Origin of the sequence: Lelliottia sp. 7254-16 (assembly GCF_002922995.1) — a bacterium.
In the GTDB taxonomy this organism is placed as follows: Bacteria; Pseudomonadota; Gammaproteobacteria; order Enterobacterales; family Enterobacteriaceae; genus Enterobacter; species Enterobacter jeotgali.
The window spans coordinates 403403-419413 of record NZ_PQVS01000002.1 but is presented as its reverse complement, the minus strand read 5'-3'; the positions used below and the strand labels follow the sequence as shown (position 1 = coordinate 419413).

Below are 16011 nucleotides of genomic sequence, written 5' to 3'. Positions count from 1 at the left end.
GTAGCGGGCGAAATGCCGTAGTGACGGCAAAGAGAACGGATGTTCGCCCCGTCTTGCGAGGCGAACAGAACAAACTCGGTACGTAATGACATGGTATCTCTCGCATCCCAGGGCATAAGCGACTCCAAAAACGGGTTCGTATGCCTTAGTTGTAAGTGTCTACCATGTCCCCGAACAAGTGTTCATGATGTCCCCGGACCGTACACCCACGAGGAGAGGGGTCATATTCCCTCTCCCCGTGGGAGAGGGTTAGGGTGAGGGGACAACATTACTCGTCTTCCAGATAGGTGTACCCGTACAGACCCGCTTCAAACTCTTCCAGGAACTGCTGTTGCAGTCCGGCGTCCAGATCGGTGTTTTTCACCTGATCGCGGAATTGAGTCAGCAGTTTTTTCGGATCCAGCTGCACGTATTCCAGCATATCCGCCACGGTGTCGCCCTCGTCGGAAAGCTCCACTTCGACGTTGCCGTCAGGGAAGACAAACACGTCCACCGCTTCGGTATCCCCGAACAGGTTATGCATGTTGCCCAAAATTTCCTGATACGCGCCGACCATAAAGAAGCCCAGCATTGGCGGGTTCTCTGGGTCATATTCCGGCATCGGCATAGTGGTGGCAATCCCGTCGCCGTCCACGTAATGATCGATAGCCCCGTCGGAATCACAGGTGATATCCAGCAGCACCGCACGACGTTCCGGCGCGTGATTCAGCCCTTCCAGCGGCAGAACCGGGAACAGCTGATCGATACCCCAGGCATCCGGCATCGACTGGAACAGCGAGAAGTTGACGTAAATCTTATCCGCCATACGTTCCTGGAGTTCGTCGATAATCGGACGGTGCGCACGGTTGCTCGGGTCGAGCTGTTTCTGCACTTCATGACACATGTTCAGATACAACTGCTCTGCCCAGGCGCGTTCCTGCAGGCTGAAGGTACCCGATGAATAACCGACGTGAATGTCGTGCAGATCCATCTGGCTATCGTGCAGCCATTCGCGCAGTGAACGACGGTTGCCCGGTTCATGCATTTCCTGCCAGGTTTCCCACATGTTTTGCAGAGCACGTGGCGCATCTTCCTGCGGCGGGGTCGCTTCGGTATTTTCGCTGCGCTCCACGCCGATGATGTTAGAGACCAGCACCGTGTGGTGCGCAGTCACCGCGCGGCCAGATTCGGTGATTACCGTCGGATGCGGCAAACCGTTCTCTTCGCAGGCATCGCCAATCGCCCAGATAATGTTGTTGGCGTATTCGTTCAGGCCGTAGTTCACGGAGCAGTCAGACTGCGAGCGCGTCCCTTCATAGTCCACGCCCAGACCGCCGCCCACATCGAAGCACTCGATGTTCACGCCAAGCTTATGCAGCTCAACGTAGAAACGCGCGGATTCACGTACGCCCGTGGCGATATCGCGAATGTTGGCCATCTGCGAACCGAGGTGGAAGTGCAGCAGCTGGATGCTGTCCAGACGACCGCGCTCGCGCAGCATTTCCACCAGCTGCAGAACCTGACCTGCCGCCAGACCAAATTTGGATTTTTCGCCGCCAGAGGACTGCCATTTCCCGGAGCCCTGGGACGCCAGACGCGCACGCACACCGAGGCGCGGTACCACGTTCAGACGTTCAGCTTCTTCCAGCACGATAGCGATTTCAGTCATCTTCTCGATAACCAGATAGACCTTGTGGCCCATCTTCTCGCCAATCAGCGCCAGACGAATATATTCGCGGTCTTTATAGCCGTTACAGACAATCACCGAACGCGTCATACCGGCGTGCGCCAGTACCGCCATCAGTTCCGCTTTAGAACCGGCTTCCAGACCCAGTGGTTCACCGGAGTGGATCAGGGATTCAATGACGCGACGATGCTGGTTGACCTTAATCGGATAGACCAGGAAGTAGTCGCCCTTGTAACCATAGGACTCACGCGCACGTTTGAACGCGGCGTTTATGGAGCGCAAACGGTGTTGCAGGATCTGCGGGAAGCAAAACAGTGCTGGCAGACGTTGGCCCTGCGCTTCGCGCGCTTTCACCAGTTTGGCGAGATCCACACGAGCTTCCGGTACGTCAGGATCCGGGCAAACGCTGATGTGGCCCAGTTCGTTGACGTCGTAGTAGTTATTACCCCACCAGGCAATATTGTATGTGCGCAGCATCTTGCTGGCCTCTTCGGAGCTCATCGCAACCTCCTGCATAGAACGTAGTACACCCTGTTCGCCCGCTGACGAAGGCGAAACTGAAGACATGTCGTCAGACATAGCGAACCTCAACTCTTTGTATTAAGTGTAAAACAGTTGACTACTATCGCAGTGTCACACCGCGATAACAACCCATAAACGGCCCCGTCTTCCAGCAGAGTGTGCTGAAATTCAGACCGTGCGACCGGTTTCTTATTCATATCATTGTAAAACACGTAACCGAACTCTGTATGACAAGGTTCGGCGAAACCACGAGATAACTCCTGAATTAACAAGAGCGCCCTTGTTCAGTTTTCACCAAGCGGATGACCGGCCCTGGAATCCTGAGAAGCACCGAAATGGGTATAACATCGGCAGGTTTGCAGATTAGAAATGCGGATTGCGGGAAACAGATGCACGCCAGAACGGCGTAACTGAGTTAACGGAAAACGTTGGTTCATTATCGGGTATCACCTCCACGGCCGCCTTCAGAAGACGGACCTCAAGCCAAAGCTAAGTATTCACTGCTCAACCCGGCTGGAAGTGGCGACACGATGACATCATCGAGCGCTTTTTTGTATGAGCCGCGCGCCGCGTTTTATACCCACATAACTCCCAAAATGCAAAACATAAATGCGCACCTTGCCAGCACCGTCAGGAAAAATTTCCACCTGCGTTTTTAGCACAATGAGAGCGGGGTCAAAAAAAACTGGAAATCGGGCGAAGAAGTGACCTAAAATAGCCGTCCAGATGTTAATCCATCTATACTGATTAACACTCAGACTGCCGGTTTTATTTACCTGCAGGTCTTGGTAGAATCGTCTTCTACGGCCATTGCGCACAGCAGTTTGAGCTTACCAAATACTCCTTAGGTGAAATATAACATGGCAAAACACCTGTTTACGTCCGAGTCTGTATCAGAAGGGCATCCTGATAAAATCGCTGACCAAATCTCCGATGCAGTGCTGGATGCGATCCTGGAACAGGATCCTAAAGCGCGCGTGGCGTGCGAAACCTATGTCAAAACTGGCATGGTTCTGGTGGGTGGTGAGATCACCACCAGTGCATGGGTTGATATCGAAGAGATCACCCGTAACACCGTGCGTGAAATCGGCTACGTGCATTCTGATATGGGCTTTGATGCCAACTCTTGCGCCGTTTTGAGCGCGATTGGCAAACAGTCCCCGGACATCAACCAGGGCGTTGATCGTACCGATCCGCTTGAGCAAGGTGCTGGCGACCAGGGCCTGATGTTTGGCTATGCGACCAACGAAACCGACGTGCTGATGCCTGCGCCAATCACTTACGCTCACCGTCTGGTGCAGCGTCAGGCAGAAGTGCGTAAAAACGGCACGCTGCCGTGGCTGCGCCCGGATGCAAAAAGCCAGATCACTTTCCAGTATGACGACGGCAAAATCGTCGGTATCGACGCGGTTGTACTGTCGACTCAGCACTCCGAAGACGTTGCGCTGAAAACGCTGCAGGAAGCGGTGATGGAAGAGATCATCAAGCCAGTTCTGCCTGCAGAATGGCTGAATGCCTCTACCAAATACCACATCAACCCGACTGGCCGTTTTGTGATCGGTGGCCCAATGGGCGACTGCGGTCTGACCGGTCGTAAAATCATCGTTGATACCTACGGCGGCATGGCGCGTCACGGTGGCGGCGCGTTCTCCGGTAAAGATCCGTCTAAAGTTGACCGTTCTGCGGCGTACGCGGCGCGTTATGTGGCGAAAAACATCGTCGCTGCGGGTCTGGCCGATCGCTGTGAGATCCAGGTTTCCTACGCTATCGGCGTGGCAGAACCGACGTCCATCATGGTCGAAACTTTCGGTACCGAGAAGATCTCTACCGAACAGCTGACTCTGCTGGTGCGCGAGTTCTTCGACCTGCGTCCATACGGCCTGATCCAGATGCTGGATCTGCTGCACCCAATCTACAAAGAAACCGCAGCATACGGTCACTTTGGTCGCGAACATTTCCCATGGGAAAAAACCGACAAAGCCGCTCTGCTGCGTGAAGCTGCCGGTCTGAAGTAATCGACCGATAGCGTTTGAAAAGGCCAGCCTCGTGCTGGCCTTTTGCATTTCTGTGCGCTGCCTTTGTCGGGTGGCGCTACGCTTACCCGACCTACGAGCTATGGTTTTGTAGGTCGGGTAAGGCGTAGCCGCTACCCGACAAAAACCACCAAATGAAACCGCTTACACCACCCTCTACAGCCCTTCATTTCAGATTAATCTCTTTGCATGTTTTGCCTTCATCTGCTGTTACATTTCATTTCAGTTAAGTCTGAAACTGCGGTAAACGGGATGCGCATCAACAGAATTAACACTATATTTTCATAGCTTTAATAATACTGACAGTTTACATCGAGTGTAACCGATTACACCAACGTGAGATATGTCACATATTTTTACGTCGTACTCACCTACCCTTTACATTGATAAAATTGATAACCCAACTGGAGGGCATAATGCCTGACAATAAAAAACAGGGGCGTACGTCCAACAAGGCGATGACATTCTTTGTCTGCTTCCTCGCAGCCCTGGCAGGACTTCTATTCGGCCTGGATATCGGCGTCATTGCCGGTGCTTTACCCTTCATCACCGATGAATTCCAGATTAGCCCGCACACCCAGGAATGGGTGGTGAGCTCCATGATGTTCGGTGCGGCAGTCGGTGCCGTCGGCAGCGGCTGGCTCTCCTATCGCCTCGGGCGTAAAAAGAGCCTGATGATCGGCGCGATTCTGTTTGTTGCCGGTTCACTGTGCTCCGCCGCTGCGCCTAACGTCGAAGTGCTGATTATCTCCCGCGTGCTGCTCGGTCTGGCGGTCGGCGTGGCGTCGTATACCGCCCCGCTTTATCTGTCGGAAATTGCGCCGGAGAAAATTCGCGGCAGCATGATCTCCATGTACCAGCTGATGATCACCATCGGTATCCTCGGCGCATACCTGTCTGATACCGCGTTCAGTTACAGCGGCGAATGGCGCTGGATGCTGGGTGTGATTATCATCCCGGCGATTTTGCTGCTGATCGGCGTCTTCTTCCTGCCTGACAGCCCGCGCTGGTATGCCGCCAAACGCCGCTTCCACGACGCGGAACGCGTGCTGATGCGCCTGCGTGATACCAGTGCCGAAGCCAAACACGAGCTCGATGAAATCCGCGAAAGTCTGAAGGTCAAACAGACCGGCTGGGCGCTGTTTAAAGAGAACAGCAACTTCCGTCGCGCGGTCTTCCTTGGCGTGCTTTTGCAAGTCATGCAGCAGTTCACCGGGATGAACGTCATCATGTACTACGCGCCGAAAATCTTTGAACTGGCGGGCTACACCAACACCACCGAACAGATGTGGGGGACGGTGATCGTCGGTCTGACCAACGTGCTGGCGACCTTTATCGCCATCGGTCTGGTCGACCGCTGGGGTCGTAAACCGACGCTAACCTTAGGCTTCCTGGTGATGGCTGTCGGGATGGGCGTGCTGGGCACCATGATGCATGTGGGCATTCACTCCGCGACCGCGCAGTACTTTGCCGTGGGGATGCTGCTGATGTTTATCGTCGGTTTTGCGATGAGTGCCGGTCCGCTGATTTGGGTCCTGTGTTCCGAAATTCAGCCGCTGAAAGGCCGTGATTTCGGTATCACCTGCTCAACGGCGACCAACTGGATCGCCAACATGATCGTCGGTGCTACCTTCCTGACCATGCTGAATACGCTCGGCAACGCCAACACCTTCTGGGTGTACGGCGGTCTGAACCTGTTCTTTATTGTTCTGACTCTGTGGCTGGTTCCTGAAACTAAACACGTTTCTCTGGAACATATCGAACGTAACCTGATGAAAGGCCGTCCGCTGCGCGAGATTGGCGCCAGCAACTAAGGACCCTGCCCGGCGGCGCAAGCTTGCCGGGCCTACTGTTGCTCTGAACGTAGGCCCGTGCAAGCGCAGCGCCCCGGGCAAAACCTCTCGCTTGCACTCCACCTTTTAGCACTTTATCCTCTGCCCCTATGAAAACCCCACGCCTTCCCATCGCCCTCCAGCAAGCCGTCATGCACGCTTTGCGGGATAAACTCGCACAAGCCAACCTGAAGCTTGGGCGAAACTATCCTGAACCTAAAGTGGTCTATCAGCAGCGCGGCACTTCGGCAGGCACCGCCTGGCTTGAATCATACGAAATTCGCCTCAATCCGGTACTGATGATGGAAAACCAGCAGGCGTTTATCGACGAAGTGGTCCCGCACGAGTTGGCGCACTTACTGGTATGGAAACACTTTGGCCGCGTGGCACCGCACGGCAAAGAGTGGAAATGGATGATGGAAGCCGTACTCGGCGTTCCCGCGCGGCGCACCCACCAGTTCGAGCTGGAATCGGTACGACGTAATACCTTCCCCTATCGCTGTCAGTGCCAGCAGCATCAGCTGACTGTTCGCCGTCACAATCGCGTGGTGCGCGGTGAAGCCACCTACCGTTGTGTCAAATGCGGTGAACCACTGGTTGCTGAATAATCAATTGAACAATCAGGAACTTTCCTGATCTGACTGATTGCATACTGGAACATCTTTCGCTACGTTGCGGGCTCGTTTTGACACGGAGTTCGAGATGTCCCGTAATTATTCTTCCGCTGTCGCTCTGCTGGCGACAGTTCTCTCAGGCCCTGTGCTGGCCGACGGTATCAACAGTTTTTCTCAGGCCAAGGCCGCAGGCGTCAAAGTGAACGCCGATGCGCCAGGTGATTTCTATTGCGGCTGCAAAATTAACTGGCAGGGCAAAAAAGGGGTCGTTGACCTCGAATCGTGCGGCTACAAAGTGCGTAAAAACGAAAATCGCGCCAACCGCATCGAATGGGAACACGTAGTTCCGGCATGGCAGTTTGGCCATCAGCGCCAGTGCTGGCAGGACGGCGGGCGTAAAAACTGCGCTAAAGACCCAATCTATCGCCAGATAGAAAGTGACATGCACAACTTGCAACCCGCCGTGGGCGAAGTGAATGGCGACCGCGCCAACTTCATGTACAGCCAGTGGAACGGCGGTGAAGGCCAGTACGGCCAGTGCGGAATGAAGGTCGATTTCAAAGAGAAAGTTGCCGAGCCACCAGCCCGTGCGCGCGGCAGCATCGCTCGCACCTACTTCTATATGCGCGATCGCTACGAGCTGAATCTCTCTCGCCAACAAACCCAGCTTTTTAACGCCTGGGATAAACAGTATCCGGTTACCGACTGGGAATGCGAGCGCGATAGCCGCATCGCCAAAGTCCAGGGGAATCACAACCCGTATGTGCAGCGGGCTTGCCAGGCGCAAAAGAGCTAACCTACACTAGCGGCAATTGGTTTATACCGCACTTCATATGGAATTTTTGACTATGCGCATCCCTCGCATTTATCACCCGGAATTGATTGCCGCTGGCAGTGAAATTGCTCTTTGTGACGAAGCCGCCAACCACGTTGGTCGCGTACTGCGCATGGGCGCGGGCCAGGCGATACAGCTTTTTGATGGCAGCAATCAGGTTTTCGACGCCGAAATCACCCGCGCCGATAAAAAGAGCGTGCAGGTTAACGTCCTGCGCGGTGAAGTGGATGACCGGGAATCCCCGCTGCATATCCATCTGGGCCAGGTGATGTCGCGCGGCGAAAAGATGGAGTTCACTATCCAGAAATCGATCGAACTGGGTGTAAGCCTCATTACGCCACTTTTTTCTGAACGCTGTGGCGTTAAACTGGATGCTGAACGTCTGAACAAAAAGATTCAGCAGTGGCAGAAGATTGCCATCGCCGCGTGCGAACAGTGCGGTCGCAACCGTATTCCGGAGATCCGCCCGCCGATGGATTTAGAGGCGTGGTGCGCTGAAGAAGAGAGCGGCCTGAAGCTCAATCTTCACCCGCGTGCCAGCGCCAGCATCAACACGCTGCCGCTGCCGGTCGAGCGCGTGCGTTTGCTGATTGGCCCAGAAGGCGGGCTGTCGACGGATGAAATTGCCATGACCGCACGTTATCAATTTACTGATATTCTGTTGGGACCTCGCGTTCTGCGCACTGAGACAACGGCACTCACTGCCATCACCGCACTGCAGGTGCGTTTTGGCGATCTGGGTTGAAGCATTAACGGAGAAGAACAATGATCAAGCTCGGCATCGTGATGGACCCCATCGCAAGCATTAACATCAAGAAAGATTCCAGCTTCGCTATGCTGCTGGAAGCACAGCGTCGCGGCTACCAGCTCCATTACATGGAAATGGCCGATCTTTACCTGAACAACGGTGAAGCCCGCGCCCGCACGCGCATCGTTAACGTCGAGCAAAATTACGATAAATGGTACGAGTTCGGTTCTGAGCAGGATATTCCGCTTGCCGATCTCGACGTGATCCTGATGCGTAAAGATCCTCCGTTCGACACCGAATTCATCTACTGCACCTATATCCTTGAGCGCGCGGAAGAGAAAGGCACGCTGATCGTTAACAAACCGCAGAGCCTGCGCGACTGTAACGAGAAGCTGTATACCGCCTGGTTCTCCGACCTGACGCCGGAAACACTCGTCACGCGCAACAAAGCGCAGCTGAAAGCCTTCTGGCAGAAGCACGGCGATATCATCCTCAAGCCGCTGGACGGCATGGGCGGCGCGTCGATCTTCCGCGTGAAAGAAGGCGACCCGAACCTCGGTGTGATCGCTGAAACGCTGACCGAGCACGGCACCCGCTACTGCATGGCGCAGAACTACATTCCTGCAATCGTGGATGGCGACAAACGCGTGCTGGTGGTCGACGGCGAGCCGGTCCCTTACTGTCTGGCACGTATTCCTCAGGGCGGCGAAACCCGTGGTAATCTGGCTGCCGGTGGCCGTGGCGAACCGCGTCCACTGACCGACAGCGACTGGGAAATTGCCCGCCGCGTTGGCCCAATGCTGAAAGCCAAAGGGCTGATTTTCGTCGGCCTGGATATCATCGGTGATCGCCTGACGGAAGTGAACGTCACCAGCCCGACCTGTATCCGCGAAATCGAAGCTGAGTTCCCGGTATCCATTACCGGCATGCTGATGGACGCGATCGAAAAACGTCTGAAGCAGTAACGAACTCATCGCGAAGTATTTATCCCCTAAATAATTCGAGTTGCAGGAAGGCGGCAAGCGAGTGAATCCCCAGGAGCTTACTAGAGTAAGTGACTGGGGTGAGCGAGCGCAGCCAACGCACATGCAGCTTGAAGTATGACGGGGATAGTGACAAGGCCCAGGATTGTCCGCATACTGGGCCTTGTCGCTTTTTAAACCAGGAATCAGAACCTCTGACAATGAATTTACAGCATCACTTTCTTATTGCCATGCCTGCTCTCCAGGACCCGATTTTCCGTCGTTCGGTCGTTTATATCTGTGAATACAGCGAAGACGGCGCGATGGGGATTATCATCAACAAACCGCTGGAAAATCTGCAAATCGAGGGCATTCTTGAGAAGCTCAAGATCACCCCGGAAGACCGCGCCCCGGAGATCCGTCTTGATAAGCCGGTGATGCTCGGCGGCCCGCTGGCAGAAGATCGTGGTTTTATCCTGCATACGCCTCCGGGTTTTTCCTCCAGCATTCGCGTCTCCGATAATACGGTTATCACCACCTCGCGCGACGTGCTGGAAACCCTGGGCACGCACAATCAGCCTTCCGAAGTGCTGGTCGCGCTGGGCTACTCCTCCTGGGAGAAAGGCCAGCTGGAGCAGGAAATTCTCGACAACGCGTGGCTCACCGCCCCTGCTGACCTGAACATTCTGTTTAAAACGCCGATTGCCGACAGATGGCGTGAAGCGGCTAAACTCATTGGTATCGACATCCAGACCATGCCTGGCGTAGCGGGGCACGCATAATGAGCGGAACCCTTCTTGGCTTTGATTTTGGTACCAAAAGTATCGGCGTGGCGATTGGTCAACGCATCACGGGCACCGCGCGTCCACTGACGGCGATTAAAGCCCAGGATGGTACGCCTGACTGGACGCTTATCGAACGCCTGCTGAAAGAGTGGCAACCCGAAGCCGTCATCGTCGGCCTGCCGCTCAACATGGACGGTACCGAACAACCGCTCACCGCCCGTGCGCGCAAATTTGCCAATAAGATTCATGGCCGATTTGGTGTCGTCGTCAAACTGCACGATGAGCGTCTGAGCACCGTCGAAGCCCGTGCCGGTTTGTTTGAACATGGCGGATTCCGCGCCCTGAACAAAGGTAGCGTCGATTCGGCGTCGGCGGTGATTATCCTCGAAAGCTTCTTCGAGCAAGGGTTTTAACGCCGCTAAAGCCTTCCCTGCGCTTTACGCTCGGCAAGGCTTTGGTCGAAGTTCTGCATCCCCACCTGTTGCCCGGTCTGAATAACACCGGGCAACTGCCACGTTTTCCCCTCACGAATCAGATTCGCTGACCCCGGTGTGTTGACCAGCATTTCGAAAAGCGCCACGCGCCCGCCATGCACATCCCGCACCAGTTTCTGTGCCAGCACGGCGCGCAAACTTCCTGCCAGCTGGTTACGTACCGGATCTTTCTCTTCCGCCGGAAAGGTATCCACCAGCCGTTCAATAGCCTGAGACGCCCCGCGCGTATGCAGTGTCGCCAGCACCAGATGCCCGGTTTCCGCTGCCGTCAGCGCCAGCCGGATGGTTTCGCTGTCGCGCAGTTCGCCCAGTAAAATGACATCCGGATCTTCACGTAGCGCCGCCCGTAGCGCCTGAGCAAAAGTGGTGCAGTGCAGCCCAATTTCCCGCTGCTGGATCAGGCATCGCTTGCTTTGATAGACATACTCCACCGGATCTTCCAGCGTCAGAATATGCCCGTCAGTGTGGTGGTTGAGATAATCCACCATCGCTGCCAGCGTCGTAGATTTACCGCTGCCGGTCGCTCCAGTGACCAGAATCAGGCCATTGTCGCTGGAGAGCAGATCGAGGATTGCCCGCGGGGCACCAAGCTCCGAAAGTTGCGGGCACTCCACCGGCAGCAGCCTTAACGTGAGCGAGACGCCATGAATGTGCACAAACGCGCTGGCACGCAGGCGCTGGCCGCCGAGCAAAGTCACCGCAAAATCCACGTGCCCGTTCGCCCACCAGGCCCCCTGCTGTTCGTCATTCAGCCATGTTTTTAACAGCTGCGCGACATCCGGCGCGGGAAACGGTGCGCGCTCGAGTTTGCCTAATCTACGCCAGCGCGGTGGAGAATCGCTGCGCAGGTGTAGATCCGAGACATTATGCTTTACACTAAGGGCCACAATTTCTTCCATATCCATACAACCATCCTCGGACTCATGAACGACATTGCGCATAACCTGGCACAGGTCAGGGACAAAATCTCAGCCGCTGCAACGCGTTGCGGCCGTGCTTCAGAAGAAGTTTCGTTGCTTGCAGTGAGTAAAACCAAGCCTGCGAGCGCCATCGCAGAAGCCATCGACGCCGGGCAGCGTGCTTTTGGTGAGAACTACGTTCAGGAGGGTGTGGACAAAATTCGCTATTTCCAGCAAACCGGGAAGGCGAACCTTGAATGGCACTTTATCGGCCCGCTGCAGTCGAACAAAAGTCGGCTGGTCGCAGAGCATTTCGACTGGTGTCATACGGTCGATCGCCTGCGTATCGCCACACGGTTGAGCGATCAACGCCCTGCCGATATGGCTCCGCTTAACGTTCTGATTCAAATCAATATTAGCGATGAGAACAGCAAGTCAGGTATTACTCTGGCTGAACTGGATGCGCTGGCCGAACAGGTGTCTGAACTGCCAGGTCTGACTTTGCGCGGACTGATGGCAATTCCGGCTCCCGAAACGAGTTATGACAGGCAGTTTGCCGTAGCACAGCAAATGGCTGTAGCATTTGAGGCGCTTAAAGCGCGCTACACCACCGTAGACACGCTTTCACTGGGCATGTCGGACGATATGGAAGCCGCCATCGCGGCAGGCAGCACTATGGTGCGCATCGGCACAGCTATTTTCGGTGCGCGCGATTACACCCCAAAATAAGGAAACCTGAGGAACGCCATGAAGACGTTGACTTTCCTGCTCTCAACGGTCATTGAGCTGTATACGATGGCGCTGCTGTTACGCGTCTGGATGCAGTGGGCCCGCTGTGATTTTTATAACCCCTTCTCGCAGTTTGTCGTGAAAATCACGCAGCCTGTGATTGGGCCGCTGCGCCGCGTTATTCCACCGATGGGGCCGATCGACAGCGCTTCTCTGCTGGTGGCGTTTGTGCTCAGTATTATTAAAGCCATCGTGCTGTTTATGGTGGTCACCTTCCAGCCGATCATCTGGATCGCAGCGGTGCTAATTCTGCTGAAAACCATCGGTCTGCTGATCTTCTGGGTTCTGCTGGTGATGGCGGTGATGAGTTGGGTGAGCCGTGGCCGTAGTCCGGTCGAATACGCCATGATTCAGCTGACGGAGCCGCTCCTGCGCCCGATCCGCAATCTGCTGCCAGCGATGGGCGGGATCGATTTTTCGCCGATGATTTTGGTTCTGCTGCTGTATGTCCTGAACATGGGCATCGCTGAACTGTTACAGTCAACGGGCAACATGCTGCTGCCGGGGCTGTGGATGGCGCTATGAGTGCCGTCTGCCCCTGCGTCGATGGGCTGGTTTTACGGCTGTATATTCAGCCGAAAGCCAGCCGCGACAGCATCGTTGGGTTACATGGCGACGAATTAAAAGTCGCCATTACCGCCCCTCCCGTGGACGGCCAGGCGAACGCGCATTTGACCAAATTTCTGGCAAAACAGTTTCGCGTCGCCAAAAGCCAGGTCATCATTGAAAAGGGTGAACTGGGACGTCATAAACAGGTAAAAATCCTCAACCCGCAAAACATCCCGACGGAAGTCGCGGCACTGTCACAACAGGATTAAATTATGCAGAAAGTTGTTCTCGCCACCGGTAACGCCGGCAAAGTGCGCGAGCTGGCCTCGCTATTGAATGATTTTGGTCTGGACGTGGTCGCGCAGACCGAGCTGGGCGTGGATTCGGCGGAAGAGACCGGCCTGACGTTTATCGAAAATGCGATCCTGAAAGCGCGTCACGCGGCACAGGTGACCGGTCTTCCGGCGATTGCGGATGATTCAGGCCTGGCGGTAGATGCCCTGGGCGGCGCACCGGGTATTTACTCTGCGCGCTACTCCGGCGTGGATGCGACCGATCAGCAAAACCTGGAAAAGCTGCTGGAAACCCTGAAAGACGTACCGGATGCGCAGCGTCAGGCACAGTTCCACTGCGTGCTGGTCTATATGCGTCATGCAGAAGACCCGACGCCGATTGTCTGCCACGGCAGCTGGCCGGGCGTGATTGCTCGCGAATCGGCGGGTAACGGCGGCTTTGGCTACGATCCGATTTTCTTTGTCCCGTCTGAGGGCAAAACCGCCGCGGAACTGACCCGCGAAGAAAAAAGCGCGATTTCCCATCGTGGGCGCGCGTTGAAACTGTTACTGGAAGCATTACGTAATGGCTAATTTGCCACCTCTGAGTCTTTATATTCACATCCCGTGGTGCGTGCAGAAATGTCCGTACTGCGATTTCAATTCGCACGCGCTGAAAGGCGAAGTGCCGCATGACGACTACGTTCAGCATCTGTTAACCGATCTGGATGCCGACGTACCTTACGCACAGGGACGTGAAGTTAAGACCATATTTATTGGTGGCGGTACACCGAGCCTACTCTCTGGCCCGGCGATGCAGACGCTGCTGGACGGCGTGCGTGCGCGTCTGAATCTGGCAGCCGATGCGGAAATTACGATGGAAGCCAATCCTGGCACCGTTGAGGCCGACCGTTTTGTCGAGTATCAGCGCGCCGGGGTGAACCGTATTTCGATTGGCGTCCAGAGTTTTAGCGAACCCAAGCTCAAGCGTCTGGGGCGTATCCACGGCCCGGAAGAGGCAAAGCGCGCAGCGCATTTGGCGACGGGTCTGGGACTGCGCAGTTTTAACCTCGATCTGATGCACGGCCTGCCGGATCAATCACTGGAAGAGGCGCTGGATGATTTGCGTCAAGCCATTGAGCTGAACCCGCCGCATCTCTCCTGGTACCAGTTGACGATCGAGCCGAACACGCTGTTTGGTTCGCGTCCGCCGGTGCTGCCCGACGACGACGCGCTGTGGGACATTTTTGAGCAAGGCCATCAGTTGCTGACGGCTGCGGGTTATCAGCAGTACGAAACCTCCGCCTACGCGAAGCCGGGCTACCAGTGTCAGCACAATCTGAACTACTGGCGTTTTGGCGATTATTTAGGGATTGGCTGCGGCGCACACGGCAAAGTGACCTTCCCCGACGGGCGCATTCTGCGTACCGCCAAAACCCGTCATCCGCGTGGGTATATGGAAGGACGTTATCTGGAGCGTCAGCACGACGTGGAAGTGGAAGATAAACCGTTCGAGTTCTTCATGAACCGCTTCCGCCTGCTGGAAGCCGCGCCGCGCGCGGAGTTTGCACTCTATACCGGCTTGCCGGAATCAGTGATTCGCCCGCAGATTGATGAAGCGCTGGCGAAGGGGTATCTGACGGAGTGCGACGCGTTCTGGCAGATCACCGAACACGGCAAGCTGTTCCTCAACTCCCTGCTTGAGCTGTTCCTCGCCGAAGAGTCCTGAAGACAGCTTCAGGATTTTGCATCCCGTTCTGCTGGCTAAGGGAAAGGCTGGCAGAGTGTGGGGATGGAAAAATCTAAACAACTCCGCAAATGTATGACCCCCGAAGAACTTCACCTCTGGTATTTACTCCGGGGGCGTCGTTTTTACGGGTTCAAGTTTCGTCGCCAGATGCCCATAGGGTCATACATTGTGGATTTTGCCTGCTTTGAGGCAAGGTTGATTGTCGAGCTTGATGGCAGCCAGCATCAGGATGATTATGAGTATGACTTACGCAGGACTGCGTTTTTGAACGCCAGCGGCTGGCGAGTGATTCGTTTCTGGAATAATGAATGCAGGACGAATGAGGAAGGAGTGTTGGGTGCCATTTTGGACGATTTGAATCGTCTGGTCCCCTCACCCCAGCCCTCTCCCAAAGGGAGAAGGAGCTAAAACCGCGCCTGACAGATCCCCTCTCCCACATAGGGAGGGAGTAAAAACTGCACCTGACAGATCCCCTCTCCCGTGGGAGAGGGTTAGGGTGAGGGCAACAAACCGCACCTTACTTAAGCGTACCCACCAGCGCCTTACGACTGTCTTCCAGCGTAACCACGCGCTGACATACGTCTTTGCCAAACTTCTGGAAATCCGCTTCCTGATTCTTCCATTCATTCTGAATCGAAGTTTGCAATCCGCCCAGGCTACCTAACACACCTTGCAGTGGATTACCGCCGCCTTTCAGCACGGCTTTCGCACCCATTTCATTGATGCTGTCCTGCAGGATACCGCCCATCGCCTGATTCACCAGGTTCTGGCCGTCGGCACGCACCTGATCGATAGCCTTATAGTGGAACGTCAGGCCATCCGTACGGTGTTCGATGATGCGGTTCATCTGCTCTTTCAGCTGGGCGTCCAGCTTGGTCAGGCGGGTGCGCATATTGCTGCTCTCACCGACTTCTTTGGCGATGATTTTATCCAGCGCCACGCGGCCTTTCTCAACGCGCGTCAGTGCGCCTTCGTCAATCCACGGTAACGCCGAGCGGAGATCCGCCTGATAATCTTTCGCCTGCTCGCGTTGGGCCGCGCTCAGGGTGTATTGTTTGCCGTTATACATTACGTTGCCATCTGGCGTGATCACCAGATTACCGTTCTCACCTTTTACCTGAACGGTTTGCGGGCTGAGAATCACATCGTCGCGCGGTGTGACTTCGCATTTGTAATCCGCATGGGCAGTTAACGCGGTGGTCATCAGTGCCACAGCCAGCAGCGTTTTGCGCATCATAATTATCCCTCAAGACAAAACGGG

The 16011-nt window shown here is 55.3% G+C and carries 18 protein-coding genes and 1 pseudogene; 14 read left to right on the top strand and 5 right to left on the bottom strand.

The features are described 5' to 3' along the window. The 3 genes and pseudogenes from C3708_RS04860 to yqgB form a co-directional block, all read right to left on the bottom strand. Positions 1–128 (bottom strand): annotated as a pseudogene (locus C3708_RS04860) (IS481 family transposase); the annotation flags it as partial. Positions 129–268: 140 nt separating this feature from the next. Beyond that, positions 269–2245: a biosynthetic arginine decarboxylase gene (speA, locus tag C3708_RS04855; protein WP_103946634.1), complete on the bottom strand. Its 1977-nt coding sequence runs from the start codon at positions 2243–2245 to the stop codon at positions 269–271. Between the two features lie 8 nt (positions 2246–2253). Beyond that, on the bottom strand, positions 2254–2385 hold the full coding sequence (gene yqgB / locus C3708_RS04850; RefSeq protein ID WP_133159635.1) for an acid stress response protein YqgB: 132 nt from the start codon (positions 2383–2385) through the stop codon (positions 2254–2256). Positions 2386–3048: 663 nt separating this feature from the next. Between yqgB and metK the strand changes: the two genes are divergently transcribed. From metK to ruvX, 8 genes are all read left to right on the top strand, one after another. Continuing rightward, complete coding sequence (gene metK / locus C3708_RS04840) at positions 3049–4203, top strand: methionine adenosyltransferase (RefSeq protein WP_095283288.1); 1155 nt, start codon at positions 3049–3051, stop codon at positions 4201–4203. Between the two features lie 434 nt (positions 4204–4637). After that, complete coding sequence (locus C3708_RS04835) at positions 4638–6035, top strand: sugar porter family MFS transporter (protein WP_103946635.1); 1398 nt, start codon at positions 4638–4640, stop codon at positions 6033–6035. Positions 6036–6163: 128 nt separating this feature from the next. Further along, complete coding sequence (locus C3708_RS04830) at positions 6164–6661, top strand: SprT family zinc-dependent metalloprotease (protein ID WP_095283290.1); 498 nt, start codon at positions 6164–6166, stop codon at positions 6659–6661. Positions 6662–6755: 94 nt separating this feature from the next. Next, complete coding sequence (gene endA / locus C3708_RS04825; protein WP_103946637.1) at positions 6756–7463, top strand: deoxyribonuclease I; 708 nt, start codon at positions 6756–6758, stop codon at positions 7461–7463. Positions 7464–7515: 52 nt separating this feature from the next. Continuing rightward, entirely contained in the window at positions 7516–8247 is a 732-nt protein-coding gene (gene rsmE, locus C3708_RS04820; RefSeq protein WP_095283292.1) for a 16S rRNA (uracil(1498)-N(3))-methyltransferase, read from the top strand. 20 nt (positions 8248–8267) lie between these two features. Beyond that, positions 8268–9215, top strand: coding sequence for a glutathione synthase (gene gshB / locus C3708_RS04815; RefSeq protein ID WP_095283293.1), 948 nt, complete (start codon positions 8268–8270; stop codon positions 9213–9215). 218 nt (positions 9216–9433) lie between these two features. Beyond that, positions 9434–9994, top strand: coding sequence for a YqgE/AlgH family protein (locus tag C3708_RS04810; RefSeq protein ID WP_103946638.1), 561 nt, complete (start codon positions 9434–9436; stop codon positions 9992–9994). Next, complete coding sequence (gene ruvX / locus C3708_RS04805; protein WP_095283295.1) at positions 9994–10410, top strand: Holliday junction resolvase RuvX; 417 nt, start codon at positions 9994–9996, stop codon at positions 10408–10410. Before C3708_RS04810 ends, ruvX begins: the two co-directional genes overlap by 1 nt. Positions 10411–10415: 5 nt before the next feature. Here ruvX and C3708_RS04800 read toward each other — a convergent pair whose 3' ends face one another. Next, entirely contained in the window at positions 10416–11396 is a 981-nt protein-coding gene (locus C3708_RS04800) for a type IV pilus twitching motility protein PilT (RefSeq protein ID WP_103950348.1), read from the bottom strand. Between the two features lie 18 nt (positions 11397–11414). Between C3708_RS04800 and C3708_RS04795 the strand changes: the two genes are divergently transcribed. From C3708_RS04795 to C3708_RS04770, 6 genes are all read left to right on the top strand, one after another. After that, entirely contained in the window at positions 11415–12119 is a 705-nt protein-coding gene (locus tag C3708_RS04795; RefSeq protein WP_095283297.1) for a YggS family pyridoxal phosphate-dependent enzyme, read from the top strand. 18 nt (positions 12120–12137) lie between these two features. After that, on the top strand, positions 12138–12704 hold the full coding sequence (locus tag C3708_RS04790; protein WP_095283298.1) for a YggT family protein: 567 nt from the start codon (positions 12138–12140) through the stop codon (positions 12702–12704). After that, the gene (gene yggU, locus C3708_RS04785; RefSeq protein ID WP_095283299.1) at positions 12701–12997 is read left to right on the top strand and encodes a DUF167 family protein YggU; all 297 of its coding nucleotides are present in this window, start codon (positions 12701–12703) and stop codon (positions 12995–12997) included. Before C3708_RS04790 ends, yggU begins: the two co-directional genes overlap by 4 nt. A 3-nt stretch (positions 12998–13000) precedes the next feature. Then, a complete protein-coding gene (locus C3708_RS04780) occupies positions 13001–13594 on the top strand; it encodes an XTP/dITP diphosphatase (protein WP_095283300.1) in 594 nt (197 codons plus the stop codon). Further along, complete coding sequence (gene hemW / locus C3708_RS04775; RefSeq protein ID WP_103946643.1) at positions 13587–14729, top strand: radical SAM family heme chaperone HemW; 1143 nt, start codon at positions 13587–13589, stop codon at positions 14727–14729. Before C3708_RS04780 ends, hemW begins: the two co-directional genes overlap by 8 nt. A 63-nt stretch (positions 14730–14792) precedes the next feature. Next, positions 14793–15158, top strand: coding sequence for an endonuclease domain-containing protein (locus C3708_RS04770; RefSeq protein WP_103950347.1), 366 nt, complete (start codon positions 14793–14795; stop codon positions 15156–15158). A 109-nt stretch (positions 15159–15267) separates the two neighbouring features. Here the strand turns inward: C3708_RS04770 and C3708_RS04765 are convergent, their stop codons facing one another. Further along, entirely contained in the window at positions 15268–15987 is a 720-nt protein-coding gene (locus C3708_RS04765; RefSeq protein ID WP_095283304.1) for a DUF2884 domain-containing protein, read from the bottom strand. Between the last annotated feature and the right edge of the window lie 24 nt (positions 15988–16011).